14 protein-coding genes and 2 pseudogenes are annotated in these 19,552 nt (G+C 69.9%); 7 read left to right on the top strand and 9 right to left on the bottom strand.

What is annotated here, in order from left to right:
- Window positions 1-140: 140 nt before the first annotated feature.
- The 3 genes from AC3ET3_RS04830 to AC3ET3_RS04820 all read right to left on the bottom strand — a co-directional run bounded on the left by AC3ET3_RS04830 (window position 141) and on the right by AC3ET3_RS04820 (window position 2,067).
- A protein-coding gene (locus AC3ET3_RS04830; protein WP_435611680.1) for an IS3 family transposase occupies window positions 141-1,321 on the bottom strand; the annotation gives its coding sequence in 2 pieces (ribosomal slippage) (window positions 141-1,034 and window positions 1,037-1,321; 1,179 coding nt in all).
- A gap of 44 nt (window positions 1,322-1,365) precedes the next feature.
- Window positions 1,366-1,779 (bottom strand): hypothetical protein, encoded by a 414-nt coding sequence (locus AC3ET3_RS04825; protein WP_435611679.1) that lies wholly within the window; start codon window positions 1,777-1,779, stop codon window positions 1,366-1,368.
- A gap of 60 nt (window positions 1,780-1,839) precedes the next feature.
- Complete coding sequence (locus AC3ET3_RS04820) at window positions 1,840-2,067, bottom strand: hypothetical protein (RefSeq protein ID WP_432137735.1); 228 nt, start codon at window positions 2,065-2,067, stop codon at window positions 1,840-1,842.
- A 111-nt stretch (window positions 2,068-2,178) separates the two neighbouring features.
- Between AC3ET3_RS04820 and AC3ET3_RS04815 the strand changes: the two genes are divergently transcribed.
- The 4 genes from AC3ET3_RS04815 (at window position 2,179) to AC3ET3_RS04800 (ending at window position 9,291) form a co-directional block, all read left to right on the top strand.
- Window positions 2,179-4,281, top strand: a complete 2,103-nt coding sequence (locus tag AC3ET3_RS04815; RefSeq protein ID WP_435611678.1) for an AAA family ATPase — start codon at window positions 2,179-2,181, stop codon at window positions 4,279-4,281.
- Entirely contained in the window at window positions 4,274-5,533 is a 1,260-nt protein-coding gene (locus AC3ET3_RS04810) for an McrC family protein (protein WP_435611677.1), read from the top strand. Before AC3ET3_RS04815 ends, AC3ET3_RS04810 begins: the two co-directional genes overlap by 8 nt.
- 402 nt (window positions 5,534-5,935) lie before the next feature.
- Complete coding sequence (locus AC3ET3_RS04805) at window positions 5,936-7,048, top strand: PASTA domain-containing protein (protein ID WP_432137733.1); 1,113 nt, start codon at window positions 5,936-5,938, stop codon at window positions 7,046-7,048.
- A 29-nt stretch (window positions 7,049-7,077) separates the two neighbouring features.
- The gene (locus tag AC3ET3_RS04800) at window positions 7,078-9,291 is read left to right on the top strand and encodes a competence protein CoiA family protein (RefSeq protein WP_432155797.1); all 2,214 of its coding nucleotides are present in this window, start codon (window positions 7,078-7,080) and stop codon (window positions 9,289-9,291) included.
- 44 nt (window positions 9,292-9,335) lie between these two features.
- Here the strand turns inward: AC3ET3_RS04800 and AC3ET3_RS04795 are convergent, their stop codons facing one another.
- Together AC3ET3_RS04795 and AC3ET3_RS04790 are read right to left on the bottom strand one after the other, a co-directional pair.
- Window positions 9,336-9,527, bottom strand: a complete 192-nt coding sequence (locus tag AC3ET3_RS04795) for a DUF397 domain-containing protein (protein ID WP_432137731.1) — start codon at window positions 9,525-9,527, stop codon at window positions 9,336-9,338.
- Window positions 9,524-10,423 carry a helix-turn-helix domain-containing protein gene (locus AC3ET3_RS04790; protein ID WP_432137730.1) on the bottom strand — a complete coding sequence of 300 codons (900 nt, stop codon included), beginning with the start codon at window positions 10,421-10,423 and terminating at the stop codon, window positions 9,524-9,526. Before AC3ET3_RS04790 ends, AC3ET3_RS04795 begins: the two co-directional genes overlap by 4 nt.
- Window positions 10,424-10,591: 168 nt before the next feature.
- Between AC3ET3_RS04790 and AC3ET3_RS04785 the strand changes: the two genes are divergently transcribed.
- Both AC3ET3_RS04785 and AC3ET3_RS04780 read left to right on the top strand, forming a co-directional pair.
- Complete coding sequence (locus AC3ET3_RS04785; protein ID WP_432137729.1) at window positions 10,592-11,044, top strand: ATP-binding protein; 453 nt, start codon at window positions 10,592-10,594, stop codon at window positions 11,042-11,044.
- A 783-nt stretch (window positions 11,045-11,827) separates the two neighbouring features.
- Entirely contained in the window at window positions 11,828-13,375 is a 1,548-nt protein-coding gene (locus tag AC3ET3_RS04780) for an FG-GAP-like repeat-containing protein (protein ID WP_432137728.1), read from the top strand.
- Window positions 13,376-13,794: 419 nt separating this feature from the next.
- On the opposite strand, the pseudogene AC3ET3_RS04775 reads toward AC3ET3_RS04780, so the two are convergent.
- Both AC3ET3_RS04775 and AC3ET3_RS04770 read right to left on the bottom strand, forming a co-directional pair.
- Window positions 13,795-14,481 (bottom strand): annotated as a pseudogene (locus AC3ET3_RS04775) (hypothetical protein); the annotation flags it as partial.
- Window positions 14,480-14,665, bottom strand: a pseudogene (locus AC3ET3_RS04770) (NERD domain-containing protein); the annotation flags it as partial. The pseudogenes AC3ET3_RS04770 and AC3ET3_RS04775, both read right to left, overlap by 2 nt.
- Window positions 14,666-15,056: 391 nt before the next feature.
- Between AC3ET3_RS04770 and AC3ET3_RS04765 the strand changes: the two are divergent.
- On the top strand, window positions 15,057-15,185 hold the full coding sequence (locus AC3ET3_RS04765; RefSeq protein WP_432137727.1) for a DUF6408 family protein: 129 nt from the start codon (window positions 15,057-15,059) through the stop codon (window positions 15,183-15,185).
- Window positions 15,186-15,234: 49 nt separating this feature from the next.
- Here the strand turns inward: AC3ET3_RS04765 and AC3ET3_RS04760 are convergent, their stop codons facing one another.
- Both AC3ET3_RS04760 and AC3ET3_RS04755 read right to left on the bottom strand, forming a co-directional pair.
- Window positions 15,235-17,241 carry a DUF2075 domain-containing protein gene (locus AC3ET3_RS04760; protein ID WP_432155798.1) on the bottom strand — a complete coding sequence of 669 codons (2,007 nt, stop codon included), beginning with the start codon at window positions 17,239-17,241 and terminating at the stop codon, window positions 15,235-15,237.
- Window positions 17,242-17,531: 290 nt separating this feature from the next.
- Entirely contained in the window at window positions 17,532-19,442 is a 1,911-nt protein-coding gene (locus AC3ET3_RS04755; protein WP_432137726.1) for a DNA/RNA helicase domain-containing protein, read from the bottom strand.
- Between the last annotated feature and the right edge of the window lie 110 nt (window positions 19,443-19,552).

Here is a 19,552-nt window from a genome sequence, read left to right as displayed (position 1 = left end):
GAGCCGCCCGCGACGCGGCGGCTGCTCCGGTGAGGACGATCAGTACCGCACTGTGCGTGCACGGAAGCTGAAGTTCAAAGTCGCGGTCTCCGGCTACGAGTACCTGACGGGACTGCTGCATGATCGGGTGACAGCGGGGTTTATGCAGCCAGAGCTGCGGCTGGGGTCATGATGGTCTCGTACTCGACGGGGGTCAATCGGGCCAGGCGTCTCTGACGCCGGCGTCGGTGGTAGGTGCGCTCGATCCAGGTCACGATTGCGATCCGCAACTCCTGGCGGGTGACCCAGGCACGGCGATCGAGGACGTTCTTCTGCAGTAGCGCGAAGAAACTCTCCATGGCCGCATTGTCGCCGGCCGCACCGACCCGGCCCATGGAGCCGACCAGGCCGTGACGTGCGAGAACGGACACGAACTTCCGTGAGCGGAACTGCGATCCGCGATCGGAATGAACAATGCATCCGGCGACCTGGCCGCGACGGGCGACGGCGGATTCAAGGGCTCTCACCGCGAGGCTGGACTTCATCCGCGCGTCGATGGAATAGCCCACGATGCGGCCGGAGTACAGGTCCTTGACCGCGCAAAGATACAGCTTGCCCTCGCCGGTCGCGTGCTCGGTGATGTCCGTGAGCCACAGCCGGTTCGGCCCGGCTGTGGTGAAGTCCCGCCGCACCCGGTCATCGTGGACAGGCGGCCCGGCCTTGGCATTCTTCCCGCGGCCCCGTCGCTTGCCGAAGGCGCTCCACCAGCCGTTGTCCCGGCAGATCCGCCAGGCGGTCCGCTCGGCCATCGCCTCACCGGCCGCCCGGGCCTCGTCGAGGAGGAAGCGGTGGCCGAACTCGGGATCGTCGCGGTGCGCGTCGAACAGCGCGTTGGCCCGGTATGCCTCGGCCATCTCGGCGTCGGTGACCGGCCTGTCCAGCCACCGGTAGTAGGGCTGGCGGGCCAGCCCGAGCACCCGGCACGTCACCGCCACCGGCACCCTGTGAGGGGCATCGGCGGCGGCCAGCTCGCGGACGAGCGGGTACATCATTTTGCCGGCAGGTTCGCCTGCGACAGATACGCCGCAGCCCTCCTGAGGACCTCGTTCTCCTGCTCCAGCAGCCGGATGCGCTTGCGGGCCTCACGCAGCTCGGCCGACTCACCCGATGCCGTGGCGGGCCTGGCGCCCTCGTCGGTGTCGGCGCGGCGCAGCCACTTCGACAGAGCGATCGGGTGGACGCCGAAGTCGGCGGCGATCTGTTCCAGCGTGACGCCGGGCTCGCGGTTGCGCGCGACCCGCACGACGTCCTCGCGGAACTCCTTCGGATACGGCTTGGGCACTGCAACATCCTTCCAGGCCGCCTCTCAGCAAGCCAGGTCAGGTGTCACCTGTTCGTGCAGCAGTCCCGTGACGCCCGACGCAGGCGGACACTCCACGTGGCGAGGTCGGGGAACACCGACAGCCTGGGCACCAGTTCGCGCAGTACCAGCCCCTCACGGAACCGGCTGAGGCCGGACACGGTCAGGCGGCACCCCTCCGTGAAGGAGCGCTCTCCGAAGACGACCGGCTCCTCCAGGACCCGCACGGAACTGGCCACCGTGGCCCGGCCGATGACACGTCCCAGGTCACGCGTCGGGTTGCCGAAGCAGCCCCGGGTGGAGTACAGGAAGATCTCGTCCCCCTCCTCCAGTCCGCGGGCCGCCCTGGAACGACCCGCCGGGAAAGCCATGCGCTGCTCGGCCAGCACCCAGCTCAGCGCGGCGCGGTCTCCGATGATCAGCAGGTGCGTGGACGGCATGACGAGCACCATAGCCCGAGGGCTGACGCCCCAGTGCGGCAGCGGGCTCCCTGTGGACGACTACACCGGCCGGTACACCGCCTGACCGGGGTCCGGTCTCGCGATAAGACCCTCATCGGCCAGCTCCCGCAGGTTTCGGCGGGCCTCCTTGCCGGCTGCTTCGTCGCTCGTGGGCTCATACCCGGCAACGCGCAGAGCCAGTACGGCACGGTCCGTGTCCCAGGTGCCTCCCAGAACCCGGATCACCGCGGCGAGCGCCTGCTTGTGCGTGAGCGGTGCCTCGGTCACTCACCCTCCCCTCCTGTGCAGCCGTCCCAGGATGTCACAGGCGGCGGGGCAGCACCCGGCCCTTCCCGACAACAGCGCTACCAGGGCGGTGGATCCGGCATCATGACCGCCATGACGGACCAGTTGGGCCTGCGGGCGGCGGCGGCGGATTTCGACCGGAGCAGTGCGGCGGAGGCCGACGCGGCCGCCGAGCACGAACGCAAGCAGGTGCTCTCGCAGTTCCCTCTCGACGAGTGGGCGACGCTGCCGCTGTCGCGCTACGCCCTGGGCCAGGCCGCCTCCGCCGGGGACGGGCCGACGTACTGCCGGCTGATGGAGTTCGGCACTCCGAACCTCGGCAGCATCAAGGGCGGCAGCGCGGCGAAGCACATCATGTACCACCACAACTCCGGTGAGTGGCGGGTGGCCGCCCCGCTGCGCGGCATGGAACCGCAGGAGGCGTGGGAGGTGCTGCGCGGGCAGTTCACGCGCGCCTTCGAGGCCATGGCCGCGGGAGACGTCGACGCCGTGGACGACCTGGAGGTGCTGCGGTTCGGTCCGACGCTGGTGACCAAGTCCCTGGCCACGTACTTCCCCGAGCATTTCCTGCCGATCTACGCCGCGGAGCACCTGCGCAAGTTCGTCGCCCTGCTGGGCGGGACCGCGCAGAGCGACGCACCGGCCTGGCACACCAACCGCCGGCTGCTGGAACTCGTGCGCGCACGGCCGGAGTTCGAGGGCTGGAGCGGGCAGGAGGTCATGCGCTTCCTGTACGAGACGTTCAACCCGCGTCCGCAGCAGCGCACGATCTGGAAGATCGCCCCCGGTGAGCGCGGCCGACTCTGGGAGGAGTGCCGGGATGCCGGGGTGATCCGCGTCGGGTGGGACGAGATCGGGGACCTCGGCCAGTACCAGAGCGACAGCGAACTGAAGCAGGCCCTCGACGCCCACTGGCCGCGCAGCAGCGGGGGCAGCCTGACGCTCGCCCGGCGGCTGCTGGCGTTCCGGGACCTGGAGGCGGGGGACCGGATCGTCGCCAACCGCGGGACGGACGAGGTCCTCGCCACCGGTACCGTCAGCGGGAGTTACCGCTTCGAGGCGGACCACGCCGAGTACCGGCACGTCGTCCCGGTGTCCTGGGACGTCTCCCACGCGCGGAGACTGCCGAGCCCCCAGCACGGCTGGCGGTCCACGTTCGCCAAGGTCCAGCCGTCGTTCCTCTCCCGGATCACCGAGGGGCCGGCCGATCCGGGCACGGCGTCCGCGGAGCCGTACGCTCGTGGTCCGGTCGCTCTGCCCGAGGACGTCACGAGTGTGCTGGAGGCGTTGGAGCGCAAGGGGCAGGTGATCCTGCACGGGCCGCCCGGCACGGGCAAGACCCGGCTCGCGCTGGGTGCCGCCCTCGCCCTGGCCGGCCGTGCGGAGGCTCTCACCGCGGCGCCGGACCGGCGGGCGGCGGCCCAGGCCGAGATGCTCGGGGACAGCCGCGTCCAGCTGGTGACCTTCCACCCGTCCTACGGGTACGAGGACTTCGTGGAGGGCTTCAAGCCGGATCTGAGCGCCACCGGCCCCGGCCTGACCCTGGCACTCACCGACGGGGTGTTCCACGCCCTGTGCGCACGGGCCGCCGCTCACCCGGACGACACGTTCCTGCTGATCGTCGACGAGATCAACCGCGGTGAACTGCCGCGCATCTTCGGCGAGCTGGTCACGCTGCTCGAACTCGACAAGCGCGGCCTCCCCGTCGCCCTGTCCGTCAGCAGGCGCACCTTCTCCGTACCGCCGAACGTGCGGATCATCGGCACCATGAACACGGCGGACCGCAGCATCAGCCACCTGGACGCCGCCGTACGCCGCCGCTTCGCCTTCCTGCCGGTCGGCCCCGACCCGGACGCCGTGGCCGGCACGGTGGGCCCCCTGGACCTGGCGCAGTTCTTCGAGTCCCTCAACACCCGCATCGCCCGCCACCTCGACGCCGACCACCAGATAGGGCACGCCTACCTGCTGCGCGACGGTGAGCCGATCGCCACCGAGGACGACCTGGCGGCCGCCTTCCACCACGAGGTGATCCCCCTCCTGGAGGACTACTGCCTCGGCCGCGCCGACCTGCTGCACCGCATCCTCGGCGGCCTCGTCGACGCGGACACCGGACGCCCGGCACTGATGTCGCCGCAGGACCTTGCTGCCGCGCTCGCGACCGAGTTCACCAGCGGCGCCCCCGACACCGATGCCTGACCGCGCCGAGGTCCGGCTCGCCGAGTACGGCTCCACGCTGCTGGCCGCCGACCGGCTCACGCCCCGGGACGTCGAGCGGCTGCGCGCCCTGCAGGCACGCGGCTGCCTCGGCCTGGACCAGGGCCCGACCGGCTGGCGGCTCAAGGCCGACGCGACCGTCGGCATCCTGGTGCTGGACCGCGTCCGCCTGGTCATCGAGCCCAAGTTCGCCATCCCCGGCGAACAACTGATGAGCTGGCTCTCCTACGCCCTCGGCGCCTCGGACCCGCTTCCGGCGACGGCCCGGCGCTGGTCCACCGGCCCGGACGGCTACGCCGACCTGGTGGCCGCGGCCCTGCTGGAACAGTGCGAGCGACTGGTACGGGAGGGACTGCGCCGGGACTACGTACGCCGCCGGAGCCTGGAACCGGTGCTTCGGGGACGCCTGGACGTCGGCGCCCAGGTGGCGCGGCGCTACGGGCAACTCGACCGGCTGCACGTCCGTACCTTCGACCGGGAGGCGGACATCTGGGACAACCGGGTGCTGGGGACAGCGCTGCGGGCGGCCGGTGCCCTGGCCACACACCCCGGCCTCGTCCGCGACCTGCGCTCCACCGCCGAGGCGTTCCCGCGGGCCGCGACCCCCGACGCCGCCCTGCGCGCCCTGGACCGTACCCGCTACACCCGCCTGAACGCCCGCTACCGCGCGGCACACACCTGGGCCCGGCTGCTGCTGCGGGGCGGCGGCGTGACCGACCTCCTCACCGACCGGGGCACCGCGGCGGACGGCCTGCTGCTGGCCATGCCCGCTCTGTGGGAAGGCGTCGTCCGGCGCCTGGTCGCCGAGGCCGCCGCACCACGGGGCGGTCACCGCGTACCGAGCGGCGGCGCGACGGGCATCACCGTCCGGGGCGACCTCGGCAGCTCCTCGGCCTTCCGGCCGGACGTGCTGCTCAGCCTCCCCCGGCCCGACGACGCGTCCGCGCGCACGCTGCTGCCGGTGGACGCCAAGTACAAGCGCTACGACCGCTACGGCGTCGGCGCCGGCGACGTCCACCAGCTCCTCACCTACAGCGCCGGCTACACCCCCGGCACCGCTCCCCGCTCGGTGATCGTCCACCCGAGCCCGAGCGGCCCTTCCCACCGGGTCCTCCGGATCAGCGGGCCCCAGGCCTCGCTCGGAAGCGTTCACGTCCTCGGCGTCGACAGCCGCGCGGCCCCGGAGGAGGCGGCCGCGTGGATCGGGTCGGTGCTGCCCTGGGCGGACTCGTGATCAACGCTCGCCGAGGCGGAGGTCGTCGGCCACGGGGCCGGCCGTGGGGCGCGGGCCCCTTCCTGGCGGAGGCCGGTGCCCCCGGCGCCACCGCCCGGACCGCCCGGATCCCTCAGGGCATCGGTGGCGGTGGAAGGCACGGGCCCTGGGGGCGCAGGGAACACGCTGAGTTCCTCGGCGCGGCGCTCAGAGCCTGGCGGGATCTGGACCCGGCGACTGGCCGTTCCCCGGGTCCCTCGCCGACCAGGTGCGCGAGGGCGAATCCGGCACCCACCGCTCCACTCTCACCCCGCCCCCGGGCCACGGCCCCGGGCGCTCCGCCTGTCAGCCGGGTCCCGGCAAGTTCGAGGTCCTGTGAGAGCCCACCGTGCCTAGGCTGTCACTTGAGGAGCTAAGCGCCACATGAACCCGTACAACACCCCAGCCCCGCCCCGCCCTTGGTGGAAGACCACCACGGCTGTACTCGGCGTCCTCGCGCTGGTCGCCCTGCTCGGCGCGTTCAGCTTCGCCCTGGGCTTCCTCGTGATGATCGCCGCCGTGGTGGCCGTGTGGGTGCTGCCACCGTGGCGCTGGTTCGTCAGGCTCGGCGCGACGTTCGGCGCCTTGGTTCTCCTGACGATCGGCGCGGGCCTGGGGGGTCAACTCGACGACGACGGGACAGGCAAGGCCGACGTCAAGACAGCGGACGCGGGCAGGGCAAGCGCCGAAGCCGTCTCTGCATCCCCGGCCGTGGCCGAACCCGCCAAGGCCGCCGACTACGTCGGACAGCCGCTGGACGAGGCCGAGAAGCAGGCGCGCTCCGCCGGCTACAGCACAGGCCACCACGACGCGGCGGCCGACGAAGACCGCACGATCATCATGCGCTCCGGATGGACGGTGTGCTTCCAGAAGGCCGACACAGCCGCGAAGACGATTGACTTCGCGGCTGTCAAGAGCAACGAGCCCTGCCCCGAGAAGGACGGCGGCCCGCTCCCGTGGCCGAAGATGCCCGACGTCGTCGGCGCCACTTACGACACAGCCGTCAGGGATCTGAAGCAGGCCGGCATCGACCTCGACCGCGTCGCGCTCGACGACGTCTACCTCGACATCGGCACTCCGACCGCCGAGGAAGCCGCAGAGGACGGCGACGAGTGGCGGGTATGCTTCCAGTCCCCGGACGAAGGAACCGAGGTCGACTCCGCCACCACGGTCCGCCTCGACATGGGCCAGTGGACCGAAGCAGACCTCGTCCAGCGCTGCCCGTCGGCAAAGGACACGACCTACAAGATTCCGGCCAACGCCCCGGACTACGACAACGACGACAGCAGCACCGGAGGCAGCGGTTCGGCCGACGGTGACTCCTCGGTCTCCTCCGACAGTTCCAGCGGAGGTTCCACCGACGGTGGGAGCGACGTCGGCACTGTCCACCCCGGCTCGTTCTGCTCCCCGCGCGGAGCGACCGGCGTCACCGAAGCCGGAACCCCCATGGTCTGCGGCCCCGGATCCGACGGCCGTAACCGCTGGCGCAGCGCTTGACCTGTTGCCCCACCCCATCAGGAGCCCCCGTGCCGTACGCAGAGGAAGAAGACACGCGCAAGGTCCAGACCGCAGTCATCGGCCGGGCCGAGTCGGACTGGCCGGTGTTCCTGCCGTACGACCATGACGACTTCGACCGGTTCATGCGGGGTCGCACGCGCGACGACTTCTACTGCGGCATCCTGCTCGGCGGCTGCGGCAAGAAACTGTCCCCGAAGCGGTACACGGACAAGAAGTGCCACTTCGCGCACCGGCCCCCCGTGCACTGCCGCCGCACGGAGATCGGTGAGGACAGCGCCGATCACCTCTACATCGGGCGGGCCGTCGCCGACTGGCTGAAGCAGCAGGGGCAGCGGGCGGTGCAGCCCGTCTACAAGCCCAGGGGGCACCAGGTCCGTGATGTCGTAGACGTGTCGTACGAGGCTGGACGCCGGTTCATACGCGTCCAGCTTGCCCGGCGGTCGAAGCGGGAGTGGGAGGAGGCCGACGCGAAGCTTCGAGTCCGGCACTCGCAACTCGACTGGTTCTTCGGACCGGACAGCCTCCTGGCCAACTGGCAAGTCGAACGGCAGGGGTACGCCCTTCGTGTGCAGTGCCGGTCTCTCGGGACGATGCGAACGGTGGAGATCGGCACCCAGTTCCCGGACAGACCCGTGGAGTGGTCCTCGCTCTCGGAGTGCACGCTGACCCCCGAAGGTATCGTCACCCCGAGTCTCCTGCGCACACCGAGCGGCATCGTTCCACGCCATGCGGCCCCCGCGGAACCCGCTCCTGGCCCGCCCGGCCTGCGTCTCGCCCCGGCCTCCGTCCTCATCACCGACGCCGTGCTGTCTCACGCCACCGACACCCACCGATGGTTCGATGTCTCCGTACGCGTCAACGCCCGCCTGTCGCTCCCCGCCCAAGCGGATTCGCCCGACGTTCACCAGGCGTACCTGCCCGTGGGCGCCACTCTCTCCCTCGATGGTGTGGGCACATGGCTGATCGAGGCCGGTGCACTACAGCGCATCCGGACCGACGCTGCCGACCGGCCCACGGACAGCGCCGAGCTCTCCCCCGACACGTACAGTCCCTCGCCCGAGGAACGGCCACTTCCCCCTGACGCCGCTGTTGTCGCCTCCTTCCGCAAGACGTTGGAGAACACCGCGCGGAGCAAGAACGTCGTCACGACGGCGACCCTGGGCAAGGGAGCGTCCCTCCACGGCCACACACTCTCCGTGGACCGGTGGCGGGAGCTCCTCCTCCGGGTCGAACAGCCCCGGACACCGGGTAAGCCCGTTCTGTCAGCCCTCATCACGGGGCGAGACGGCGGTCCAGCCCCGTTCTTCAGAGAGATACTGCACGGACTCGGCTGGACGAAGAGCTTCTCCGACGCCGAGTTGCTCGACATCTGGAACCGCGAGCGTGGCCGCGTCCACGAGGCCTACAGCAGTAGCCCGGCGAACCCGTCTTTCCTTCCCCGTCAGGAAGACCGCCGCGGGCCACTGGGCCGTGTCAGCGTGAAACGAACCGATTCCGCTGCCGAACGCCGCGCCGCCCTCGACGCTCTGCTTGACCTGGCTGACGAGGCACGACAGGCCAGGGACCTCGATACCTGCGAACAGGTCCTGAGCCTGGCGGAACGGGCAGCGCTGTCGACGGACACCCACGAGGCCCTGCGCATCCACACTGACTGGCTGGTGGACCAGCGCGCCAGCGAGTTGCTCAAGACCTGGGAGCGCCTGGCAGCGCTCATTGACGTAATGAACCGCGACGGAGACGACTTCCATCCGGACCAGTTGCGCCGTGCTCTCCGGAATGCCGAGGAACTCGCCGAAGAGGTCGGAGACGATCTTGCGGCGGAGGAACGCCGCGACATTGCCCGCTGGCAGCGGCACCTGGAACGAATGGCCGAGCGCCTCACGCTGTCGCAGATACGCGGCCATGCCGTCGCCGTCCGCGTGGCACTGCGGCAGGCCGCGCGCGAGGGACGCACCACGACATGGGGCGATCTGGCTCTGCGGATCGGGGCTCCGCTCGCGGCTCTCAACCCGGACGACAAGATCGCCGTACTGGTCGAGGTAGACCGCGAGACACCGGACGACAGGCCCCTGCTGGCCGCGCTGGTCACCGCGCACGGAGGCGACCGGCCGCATCCGCTCTACCAGCAGGTCCTCTTCAACCTGGACCGGATCGCTCCCTCACCCGAGGCCCTGTTCATGCACTGGCGCATGGCACTGCGCCGTCACTCAGAACTACGGTGAAGCCTGACCGAACCGCTGTCGGGAGGGCCATCACGCGCGCCGCTTCAGGCGTGCGTCACGAACCCCACGAACCGCGACCACTCCTCAGGCCCGACCATGAGGTCAGGACGCGTCAGGTCCTTGGAGTCCCGCACGTGGACGACGTGTTCGGCGATCGCGACCTCCACGCAGTCGTCGCCCTGTGTACCGCTGTAGCTGGACTTGAACCAGGCGAGTCCCTTAGTTCCGCTGCTCATAGCTCTCCTCGGAGTCGCTCCAACAGACACCTGGACTCCTTGGGGTTCAGGGCCTGTGAGCGCAGTTTGTCATAGCGCTGGCAGAGGAGGCTCATCTCTTTCGGGCCGGAGATCAGCCGACCGTTCTGCTGACCCTCGGAGTAGCCGAGCCGCTGCCCCTCCGGGGTCTCCAAGATCCGTACAGGACCGTCCAGGCAGCCGTGAAACTCCGACTCCAGTGGCACCACTTGAAACGTCACGTTGCGCGGCGCGGTGAGATCAAGCACATGGTCCAGCATGCCTGCATGCACCTGATCACCGCCGAGCCTGCGTCGGAAAACAGACTCCTCCACGATAAAGCTGAACGGCACCGTCACCCGCTCCCGCATCATCGCCTGCCGCTGCATACGCGCGACGAGTTGCGCCTCCGTCTGCTCGTCCGTCAGCAGCGGAATGCTGTTGTCGAACACCGCCCGCGCATACCCCTCCGACTGCAACAGCCCCGGCACCAGCCGGCACTCGTACGAACACAGGCTCACCGCCTCCCGCTCCAGCCGCGCCCACCGCCGGAACCACGCCGCCAGTCCCGCCTCACCCCTGGTCAGATGGCGCGCGGCCTTCCGTAGCGCACCGGTGTTGCCGAGCGCCTCCTCCGCCTGCTCCACGAACGCCTGGTCCGGCATCCGGCGGCCCAGCTCGATCGACTCGACGGTGTGCTTCGAGTACCGCACGCGGGCGCCCAGCTCCGCGCGGCTGAGCCCGGCGTGCTCGCGCAGTGCCTGGACGACCGCCCCGAACGTGCGCAGGCTGTCGGAGGGGTGCGGCTCCCGCTCCCAGTCCCCCGCCGGAGCCGACCGTACGCCGGCAGCACCGGCTCCGCGCTCGCCCTCGGCCGCGTCCCCGTCGATGATGTCCATCCGCCGCCCTCTCCGTACCGGACCGCGACGCCTCCTCACGGCTCCCGCGCTCACCACCCAGCGTGACGGAATACTCGGCGCACTGTCCACCGATTGTGCCCGTACGCTCACTCCGCGCACGGGGTGCCGGACTCGTTCCCACCCGTCTCCGGCCGCCACGCTGGTGCCATGAACCAACCCGCTCCCCAACTCATGGCTCCCACGCGCACCTTCACGCAACTGCTGTCGTCCACCCGGCGCGGCGCCCGCCTCGCCCGCCTGCTGGGCATCGCCGAGCTGCGGTCCTGGGGCGCGTCGCACGGCCTCACCGAGCGTGCCGAGGCCGTCGTCGCGGAACTGGCCGCCAACGCCGTCCTCCACGGCCGCTGTCCGGGCCGCTGCTTCCGGCTCACCCTGGCCTTCACCCCGTCGGCCGGTCGCCTTCGCATGGAGGTCGCCGACGCCCGCGGCGACCTCTACCCGCAGATCAGGACGGGCGCCGACGAACCCGGCACCCTCCGGACCGGCGGTCGTGGCCTGGCGCTGGTCGCCGCGCTCGCGGACCACTGGGACTGCGTCCCCTACCCGCCCAGCGGCAAGACCGTCCGCGCGGTGCTTCTGGCGACGCCGACCGAGGCGTGACCCACACGGCTTCGCCCGGAAAGGCCGACGCCGAGTTCCGGCAACAGACGCCGACCAAGCGGGGCCGGCCTGTCGTCGAGCTCCTGGAACGGCCCGGACCGCGCGGTCCTGACCTCGGCCACCCCTCGCCATCGGGTGCCACAAGTCTTGACCATGGCTCGAAGGCGCTTTGCAGGTGGCGACCCTGACATCCCCTCAGGTGGGATTTACATCTCCTCCACAGCCTTCCGTGCAACCTTTGCAAGGTGTGACAGAGATCACCAACCCCTCATGGGGAATGTCGCCGTATGCCTGACTTTCTGTGTTCGACCTGGGACTCGTTTCATGGTGGTATGGCGAAGCGGATGACGATTGCCGAGACGGGGGCCTCTCGCTTCGAGAGGTATGGGACTGCTTTCCGCGGGGGTTGAGGCATGCCCGGCGGAGCGATGTCGATATCGCATTCCTGTGCACCCTGATTCGGGCCCGGTGATGGATTTTCTGGCTGTCAGCGATGAACAGGGGGATGCAGTGAAGGAATACAGCAGAAAGTCCGTGAGGCCGCAGCACAAGCGGCTCGCGCTGCGTGCACTGGGCGCGCCGGGCGCGGACCGCGGCCGACGCCCCGGCCCGGATCGGAACTCCTGAACGCCGGTAGGTGAAACCGCGGACGCGGAGGGCCGCGATCACCTGCTCGTCGGGATCAGGTCCTCCAAGTAGCCGCAGGCAGACGCCGACCCGCTCACCGCTGCACGGTCCTGTGCCCACAGGACGCGCGGATCTCATGAATAGGAAGCCACATTCATGCACCTCTCCAGACGCCCCCGGCTCGCCGCGTCGGCCGCTGCCCTGATCGCGGCCCCCGTCATACTGAGCTCCGCCACCGCCCCCGCCGCCGCGCTCGACGGACCCGACGCCCCGGCGCAGCTGAACTACGTTGCGAAGATCACCGTCGGTGAACAGAGCGCCTGCACCGGCACCCTCATCGACCCGCAGTGGGTCCTGACCGCGGCCACCTGCTTCGCCGCGGACGGCAAACCACCCGCGGGCCGGCCTGCCGTGACCACCACCGTCACCGTCGGCCGTACCGACCTGACCCAGACCAGCGGCAGCGTCCTGCCGGCGATCCGGCTCGTCCCCCACGCCGACCGGGACCTGGTGCTCGTCAAACTCGCCGCCAGGATCACCGATCCCGGCATCACGCCGGTCCGGCTGGCAACCACGCCCGCCGCCGCGGGTGAGGAGCTGGTGAAGGCGGGCTTCGGCCGTACCAGGACCGAATGGGTACCCGACAAGCTCCACTCCGGGACGTTCACCGTCGCCTCCACCGCGGACACGTCGGTGAACCTCGACGGGTCCGACACCGCGACCGTCTGCAAGGGCGACGCCGGCGGTCCCGCCCTGCGCACCGTCGACGGCGCAACGGAACTCGTCGCCGTCAACTCCCGTTCCTGGCAGGGCGGATGTCTCGGCACTGATCCTGCCGAAACCCGTACCGGTGCCGTCGACACCCGGGTTGACGACATCGGCGACTGGGTCGATCACGCCCTCTCCCGCGACCCGGACGACCTCACCGGTGACGGCAAGGCCGACCTCGCGGCCGTCAAGGACGACGGCGTTCTGTGGATCTACCCCGGCACCGGAAACGCGACCGGCAGCACCTTCGGCACCCGCTTCCAGGCCGGCACCAGCTGGCAGAGCCAGGACGCCGTCACCGTCGGAGACCTCAACAACGACGGCATCGGCGACCTCCTGTCCCGTCAGGCGTCCGACGGCACGCTGTGGGTCTACCCCGGCACCGGAAAGCCCGGCATGGAAGCCTTCGCCACCCGCTACCAGGTCGGCAGGTACTGGCAGACCCAGGACGTCACCCGCGCCGCGGACTTCAACAACGACGGGCTCACCGATGTGCTGACCCGTCAGGCGTCCGACGGCACGCTGTGGGTCTACCCCGGCACCGGAAAGCCCGGCATGGAGGCCCTCGGCACCCGCTACCAGGTAGGCAGGTACTGGCAGTCCCAGAACATCATCACCACCGGCGACCTCAACAACGACGGGCGGCCTGACGTGCTGTCCCGTCAGGCGTCCGACGGCACGCTGTGGGTCTACCCCGGCACCGGAAAGCCCGGCATGGAGACCCTCGGCACCCGCTACCAGGTAGGCAGGTACTGGCAGACCCAGAACGCCGTCCGCACCGGCGACTTCAACGGTGACGGCCTCACCGATGTGCTGTCCCGTCAGGCGTCGGACGGCACCCTGTGGGTCTACCCCGGCACCGGAAAGCCCGGCATGGAGACCCTCGGCACCCGCTACCAGGCCGGCACCGGCTGGGGCCCCTACCGCATCTTCTGAGGTCGCCGAAGATCAGGGAGTCGCTGCCTGGGGCCTGCCTGCACGGCCCGGGCTCCTGCCCGCGACACCGACCGGGCCTGCCGTTGAGTCCGGCTGCCCGGACTGGACGAAAGGCATGGGGCGCAGGGACTGGCGGCGGCCGTGGGCTCACCCTTTGGCTGGCGGTTGCAGACGACAGCTCAACGGCGGTGGCGAGGCCGCGGACGGTCAACGACCGTCGGCGGTCTTGGCCTTCTCGGCCTCGCCACAGCCCTGAGCCGTACTGCCGGTGGCCTGCGACCGGATCCGGCACGGCAAGCCGATGAACCCGGAGGGGCCGCCCCTGCTCCACCCGCACGGACTGTCCGTCCGGGTACTGCGTGCACGCGCCGGAGCAGTTCCCCGGCGTCACGGCCGGGCCGTCGGCGGTGCGAGCGCGCTCACGCCGCGGCGGCCAGTGCGGGGAACACGACCACCGAGCCGTCCTTGTCGCGGGCGATGTCGATCGCCACGTCGGTCGTGCGGCCGTTGAGCGTGACGCCGTCGCCCAGCCGGTGAATCCGGTGTGCCGCGCTCATGAGGCGATCGACTTCACCAGGGGTGAAGACGGGCCGCAGACCGTTCGGGCGGGCCAGCTCCAGGGCCGACAGGCGCACCAGGACCCCGGCGATGCCCGACTCGATCTCTTCGAGCTGCCGCTGATCGCGCTTGAGGGCACCGGTGAAGCTCTCGAACGGGTTGGCGGGGTCGCTCTGGGTGTGCTCGACGGCCTGGAGGACGACCACCCGCCGCTTCAGCGCGACGGCCAGCGAGGCGAGTTCGAGGTGAGTGCGGAACGTGCCGCCCTGCTCGTCGATGCCGGGGAACGACTTGGTCAGCGTGCCGAGTTCGACGGCCTCACCCTCGGGCAGGCCGTCGAGCGCGCTCTGCCACCGGGCAAGGCGGCGTTCGGCTCTGCTCAGCGCCGTGTCGATGGCATGCACCGCCGAGTCGAGGCCCAGCGAAAGACCGAGTTTGCCCTGGTCGAGCAGAATGGACCTGGCTTTGTCGATGGCACCGCGGCAGCCGTCCAGTTCGCTGTGCTCGTCGTCGAGCTTGTCCTGCTGAAGCTGCTCCAGCAGTTCCGATGCAGACGCCGCCGGGGGCGACGACCAGCAGGTCGACCTCGCGGACGTGGCCGGTGTTCGCGGTGAAGGTGAAGTTCGACCAGGCACGCCAGGGATCGGAATCCGGGAGCTTGGCCCGGACCGCCTCCAGGCCGCGGCGTTCGTGGTCGGACTCGGTGACCGTGACCCACCGGCCTTCCCGCATGCCTCTTCCCCGCTCCTCGTGTCCCGCGGGGGCGACCGCTCCCCGTCATGGCCAGGCCCCTGGCCCAGATCCTGGTGGCTGGGCGCGTCATGAGGAGAGACAGTGAAGGACTGCGATGTGACGGCGATCGACGCCGGCCCGTCCGGTGCGCACGCGTCCGGCGTGTGGGCGGAGGCACTACGGCGTCCGAAAACGATCTGTGCCAACCGGCCCGTGCACTAGCGTGTCACCCGCTGCGCACCTTCCCGGAGGTACGTCGGCGGTGTTCCAGGTGCCGGTCCTCGGCGATGAGCGACGGATGGTCTCCACCGCGTGTGCCACGCGGTGTGACTGCGGATGCCCGGTAGGGCGATCCCTGCCATTCCCAGCTCACGCTCAGGAGTGGAAACCGATGAACCTCGTTGACTACAAGATCGCACGTCGTGACCGGATTCGTCAGATTCTGGCCGACGTCACGGTGGGCGTGATCACCAATCTTCTGGTGACGCTTCTTGCCGTGGCAGCGCGCCTGGTCTTCTGACCGGCGGTCGGCGGGCCCGGGAGCCCGCCACTCCCCCTTCGGCACACCTTCAGAAGAGACGCATCTCCCCCGGCGGCGTGTTCTTCCGCTGACGCTTCCTGCGGCGGCGCCGGCCTCGGCCGGGACGCGGCAGATGCGGCTGTCGCGCCTGCTCCGGCAGGTTCTCCCAGGTGGGTCGCAGACCGTGGAGCTGGACGTCGCCGACGAGCCCCTTCAGGTAGTCCCGGGTCTCCTCGTCCGTGGAGTAGAGCACGGTCGCCCGGCTCGCCCTGGTCATCAGCACGTGGTACGCGTGCCGGACGAGGCGGGCGAACTCGTCATCGTCCACGCTCTTCGGTTTCACCTTGGGGTCGAAGGAGCCGGGAACAGCCACCCGCTTGACGCCCGCCTCCTTGTCCGCCCTCTCCTTGCCCCGGCGGAACACCCAAAGGTCGCCCCGGCGCACCATGTCCTCACCCATGATCACGCCGCACCAGTCCCACTCCAGGCCCTGCGCGGTGTACACACAGCCGATCTGGCCGAGGCCGTTCTCGTGCACGGACCAGATCTTGGACGGCGGGACGGTCTTGTTCTCGCAGAAGGACTCGCTGTCCGCGTTCCACGGCCGGTGCCACTCGCCTATCCGGACGTCGGGTTCGAGCCGCTTCTCCTTGCCCAGTGGTTTCGTCCAGGGCCAGCAGTATCCGGCGACCATCCGCGCGGAGGCTCCCGCCTCCGCCTCGGAGCGGATGATCCGCTCCAGTTCCTCCGGACTGTCCACGACCTCGACGTGCATCAGGCCGTCCGGGGTCCACGGCTCGGGCTCCGCGTCGGACACCCCCAGCGCGCCGCGTACCCACCGGATGTAGGCGTCGCTGCCGCCGCAGCGGAACTGCTCGCTCAGGCGATAGCGGAGGAGGTGGGCGTCGTAGCGTCGCGCCGCGTCCTCGACGAGTGCGACGGTGCCGACCTCCTGCGGGCGCACGGACTGAGCCTCGTCGAGGAAGAACACCGTCAGCCGGGAGGCGTCGAGGAGTTCGTCCACCTGGGGTTTGGTGCCCCAGTCCTCGGGTTTCCAGAAGCGGTTGGTGGAGCGGTCCCGCAGGCGGTGGGCCTCGTCGCAGATCAGCACGTCCAGAAGCGGGTTGGGTGGAGTGACGAAGTTGCTGAAGTAGGTGAAGGTCTCCTTGAACTCCCGGTCGCCGTAGCCGACGTGCTCCTGCAGTGCCCCGTTGAACGCCCGGCTGCCGCTCGCGTACTTGACGGTGCGGCCTTCCGCCTCCAGTTCGGCCTTGACCTGGAGTCCGATGGCGCTCTTGCCGGTACCGGCGCCTCCGGTGACCAGGAACACCACGCGCCGCTCATCGGGAATCAGAGCGGGTCGCCGGGGGTCGGGCAACACCTTGGAGGCGGTGTCCAGGATCTGGTCGGCGACCTTCTTCTGCCGGCCGCGCAGGGTGAAGACCGTGTCCTCGCCATGGGAGCGGATCATGGCGTCGAGCAGTGGAGTGTTGCGCAGGCCCATGCTCCGCAGCAGGATCTCGGCCGCCGAGTCGGCGCCGTCGGCGGCGAAACTGCTCCGCAGGTCCGACAGCAGTTGGGCACGGCGGTCGCTCGTGTAGACACGGGCGTAGGAACCGGTCGGCGCGTCCACGCCGACCAGCGGGAGCACCGAGGCATCGGTGGCGTTGCGCAGATAGGCGAAACCGCCGCACTCGAAGTCGAGTCCCTGCAGGGGCCCTCTGTGACTCGTGAACGCCTCGTAATACTCGCGCAGTTGCAGCGCGGGATGCTTCTTCTGCCCCATGCCGGGGACGTGCACCAGCTCCGCGGTGGCTCGCTCCACCCGGGTCACCGTCGACCACCGCTTCAGCTCGACGAGTTGGACGGACAGTCCCCTTTCCTCGGGATGGTGGCCAACGAGGACGACGTCGATCAGCCGCGGGTCTCCGGCGCGGTCCGTCTCGTCGAGGGTGGCGGCGCACTCCACGACCATCTCGACGTTCCCGCGGTCGGCGGCGACCAGGTCCTCCGCAAGATGTACCAGGCTCTCCGCCCAGGCGGAACGTTCGGTCAACGACGCTTCGGTGCTGAGGAAGTGCTTCCACCTCGCCGCGAGGTGGGGCACCATACGGCGTCTGGAGTTCAGGGTGAGCAGATCCCGCGCTGGCAGTTTCAGCAGGAGCATGGACACGAGGTGGATCCCCCAGGGCACGAGTGACTCGTGCGGATGGGGGGCATGTCCACCTGGGGAAGCCCGTCGGGCCGCAATGGCGTCTGGGATCTTAGGAAAGCGATCGCCCCCGCGGACGCACCGGACACGCCGGTCGGCTGGAAGCACGACCATCATGGCCGGATATCGCGCACTCACCGCCGCGCGACGGGCTCCTCGATCGTGGCGGGCCGTGCCTCCGGGCGGCCGGTCACCAGTTCCCGCAGCTTCTCCCGGGTCTCCGGGTCGGTCGAGTACACGATCGTGCCGACCATGCCCCGCGTCAGCAGCACCTTGTACGTGTTCCGGATGAGACGGTCCACGTCGGAGTCCGGTGTGGACTTCTTGAAGACCGGATCCTGGGACGCGGTGCGGTCGGTGACCCAGCGGTCGCCCCGCCAGACCAGGTCGGGGCCGATGATGACGCCGGACCAGTCGTACTCGAACCCCTGGGCCGTGTAGACGCAGCCGATCTGCCCGAAGCCCGCCGGGTCCGTTGCCCACAGGGCGGACGGGGGCGCACCGGAGACCGACCGGTCTCCCCGCAGGTTCCAGGGCCGGGCCCAGCCCCCGATGACGACGTCGGCAGGCAGTGGTTCGCCCGGCTTGGGCTCAGGAGACCACCGCCAGCAGTAGCCCGCGGACATCCGGGCGCCATAGTTCTCGGCGCGGCGGGCGTCGAGGAACGCCTCCAGTTCCTCAGGACTGTCGGCGACCAGCAACTGCATGCGGTCGTCGGGCTCCCACACGACCGGCCCGCCGGGCTCGAGGCCGAGCAGCCGGACCACCCAGCGCAGGTAGGCGTCGCTGCCCCCGCAGCGGAACTGGCTGTCCAGGGGGACGACATGGCAGTCGATGCCCCGTCTCGACACGGCCTCACGGATCTCGGCCACGGTGCCCATCTCACCGGGACGCACCACTTGGTGCTCGTCGAGGAAGAAGACCGGTACGTGGGCGACATCGATGAGTTCGTCGATCTGTGCCCGGCCGGTGCGCAGTGCCGCGCGGGTGTAGCGGTTGGCGGAGGTCTCCCGGATGCGGTGCGCCTCGTCGCAGATCAGAGCACCCAGACTGTTCTTTTCCGCGGTCATGAAACTGTTGAAGTACTTGAAGAGGTCCTGGACCTCCCGCTTCCGGGAGCCGGCCACCTTGCGCATCGTCTTGGTGAACGACTGCGAACCGGTCGCGTGGACCGCGGCGACACCCCTCCGGTACAACTCACCGAGCAACTGGAGCGCGATCACGCTCTTACCCGTCCCGGGGCCACCGGTGACGATGACGACTTCCTTGTGGTCGGAGCGCTTCGCCCTCTCCACCGCGTTGAGCACCATGCGGTAGGCGACCTGCTGCTCGTCGAGGAGGACGAACTGCTGCCGCTCCCTGACTTCCTTGGCCGCCACGGACATCAGCTGCCTCGACGGTACGGTGGCGCCCGCGAGCAGTTCGTCGGCCGCGCGGGCACCGGAGTGCCCGTCGCTCAGCTTCGACCGCAGGTGGTCCAGGAGCGCACCGCGACGGTCCCCCGTGAAGAGCCGTCCCCTGCCGTCGCGCTCGATCTCCCGCAGCCCAGCCACCCCGAACTCGGTAGCGTTGTGCAGGAAGGCCACCCCGTGGACCCGCTCGCCGTGTTCCGCCACCGCACCGTTGAAGTTGACCAGGTAGTCGCAGTAGCGCCGCACCTGCTCGATCGGGTTGAGCACGGGGTGCGCGTAGGGGTCCACATGGCACAGGGTGGGGTCGTCCTCGTGCGGAACCGCCTGGCTCCACTGCTTCAGCTCCACCACCATGTAGGACGGCTCCTGCGTGACCGGGTGCACTCCGGCGAGGACGACATCGGCACGCTTGCTGTTCAGCGGGAGCGCGTACTCCAGCATGACCTCGACGTCGCCCAGGCCGGCGTCGTTGAGCGCGGCGGCCAGAACGGGGATGCTGCGCTCCCAGGAACGCACCTCAGAGGTGCCGGGCCGGTAGCCGTGCATGTGGACGAACTGATCGGTGAGGTGCAGGAACAGCGAACCGTCGAGTGCCATGACGGCGACCGTTTTCGCGGACGCGCGGAACAGCAAGGACTTCCCCCAGGCAGCACGAAGAGACTCGTGCGGGTGGGGGCATGTCCTTCGAGACTCCACCGGGGTGGAGCGGAAGCCCGTCGGGCCGCGTTGACGATGTGGTTCAG

It is taken from the genome of Streptomyces sp. bgisy159 (genome assembly GCF_057707805.1).
The sequence above is the reverse complement of the archived record's forward strand: the minus strand, read 5'-3'. Positions and strand labels throughout refer to the sequence as shown.

Coding starts and splice junctions, on each gene's coding strand:
- AC3ET3_RS04810 (WP_435611677.1), top strand. CDS start 4,274: ATGCCTGACCGCGCCGAGGTCCGGCTCGCCGAGTACGGCTCCACGCTG.
- AC3ET3_RS04815 (WP_435611678.1), top strand. CDS start 2,179: ATGACGGACCAGTTGGGCCTGCGGGCGGCGGCGGCGGATTTCGACCGG.
- AC3ET3_RS04780 (WP_432137728.1), top strand. CDS start 11,828: ATGCACCTCTCCAGACGCCCCCGGCTCGCCGCGTCGGCCGCTGCCCTG.
- AC3ET3_RS04785 (WP_432137729.1), top strand. CDS start 10,592: ATGAACCAACCCGCTCCCCAACTCATGGCTCCCACGCGCACCTTCACG.
- AC3ET3_RS04790 (WP_432137730.1), bottom strand. CDS start 10,423: ATGGACATCATCGACGGGGACGCGGCCGAGGGCGAGCGCGGAGCCGGT.
- AC3ET3_RS04805 (WP_432137733.1), top strand. CDS start 5,936: ATGAACCCGTACAACACCCCAGCCCCGCCCCGCCCTTGGTGGAAGACC.
- AC3ET3_RS04825 (WP_435611679.1), bottom strand. CDS start 1,779: ATGCCGTCCACGCACCTGCTGATCATCGGAGACCGCGCCGCGCTGAGC.
- AC3ET3_RS04795 (WP_432137731.1), bottom strand. CDS start 9,527: ATGAGCAGCGGAACTAAGGGACTCGCCTGGTTCAAGTCCAGCTACAGC.
- AC3ET3_RS04765 (WP_432137727.1), top strand. CDS start 15,057: ATGAACCTCGTTGACTACAAGATCGCACGTCGTGACCGGATTCGTCAG.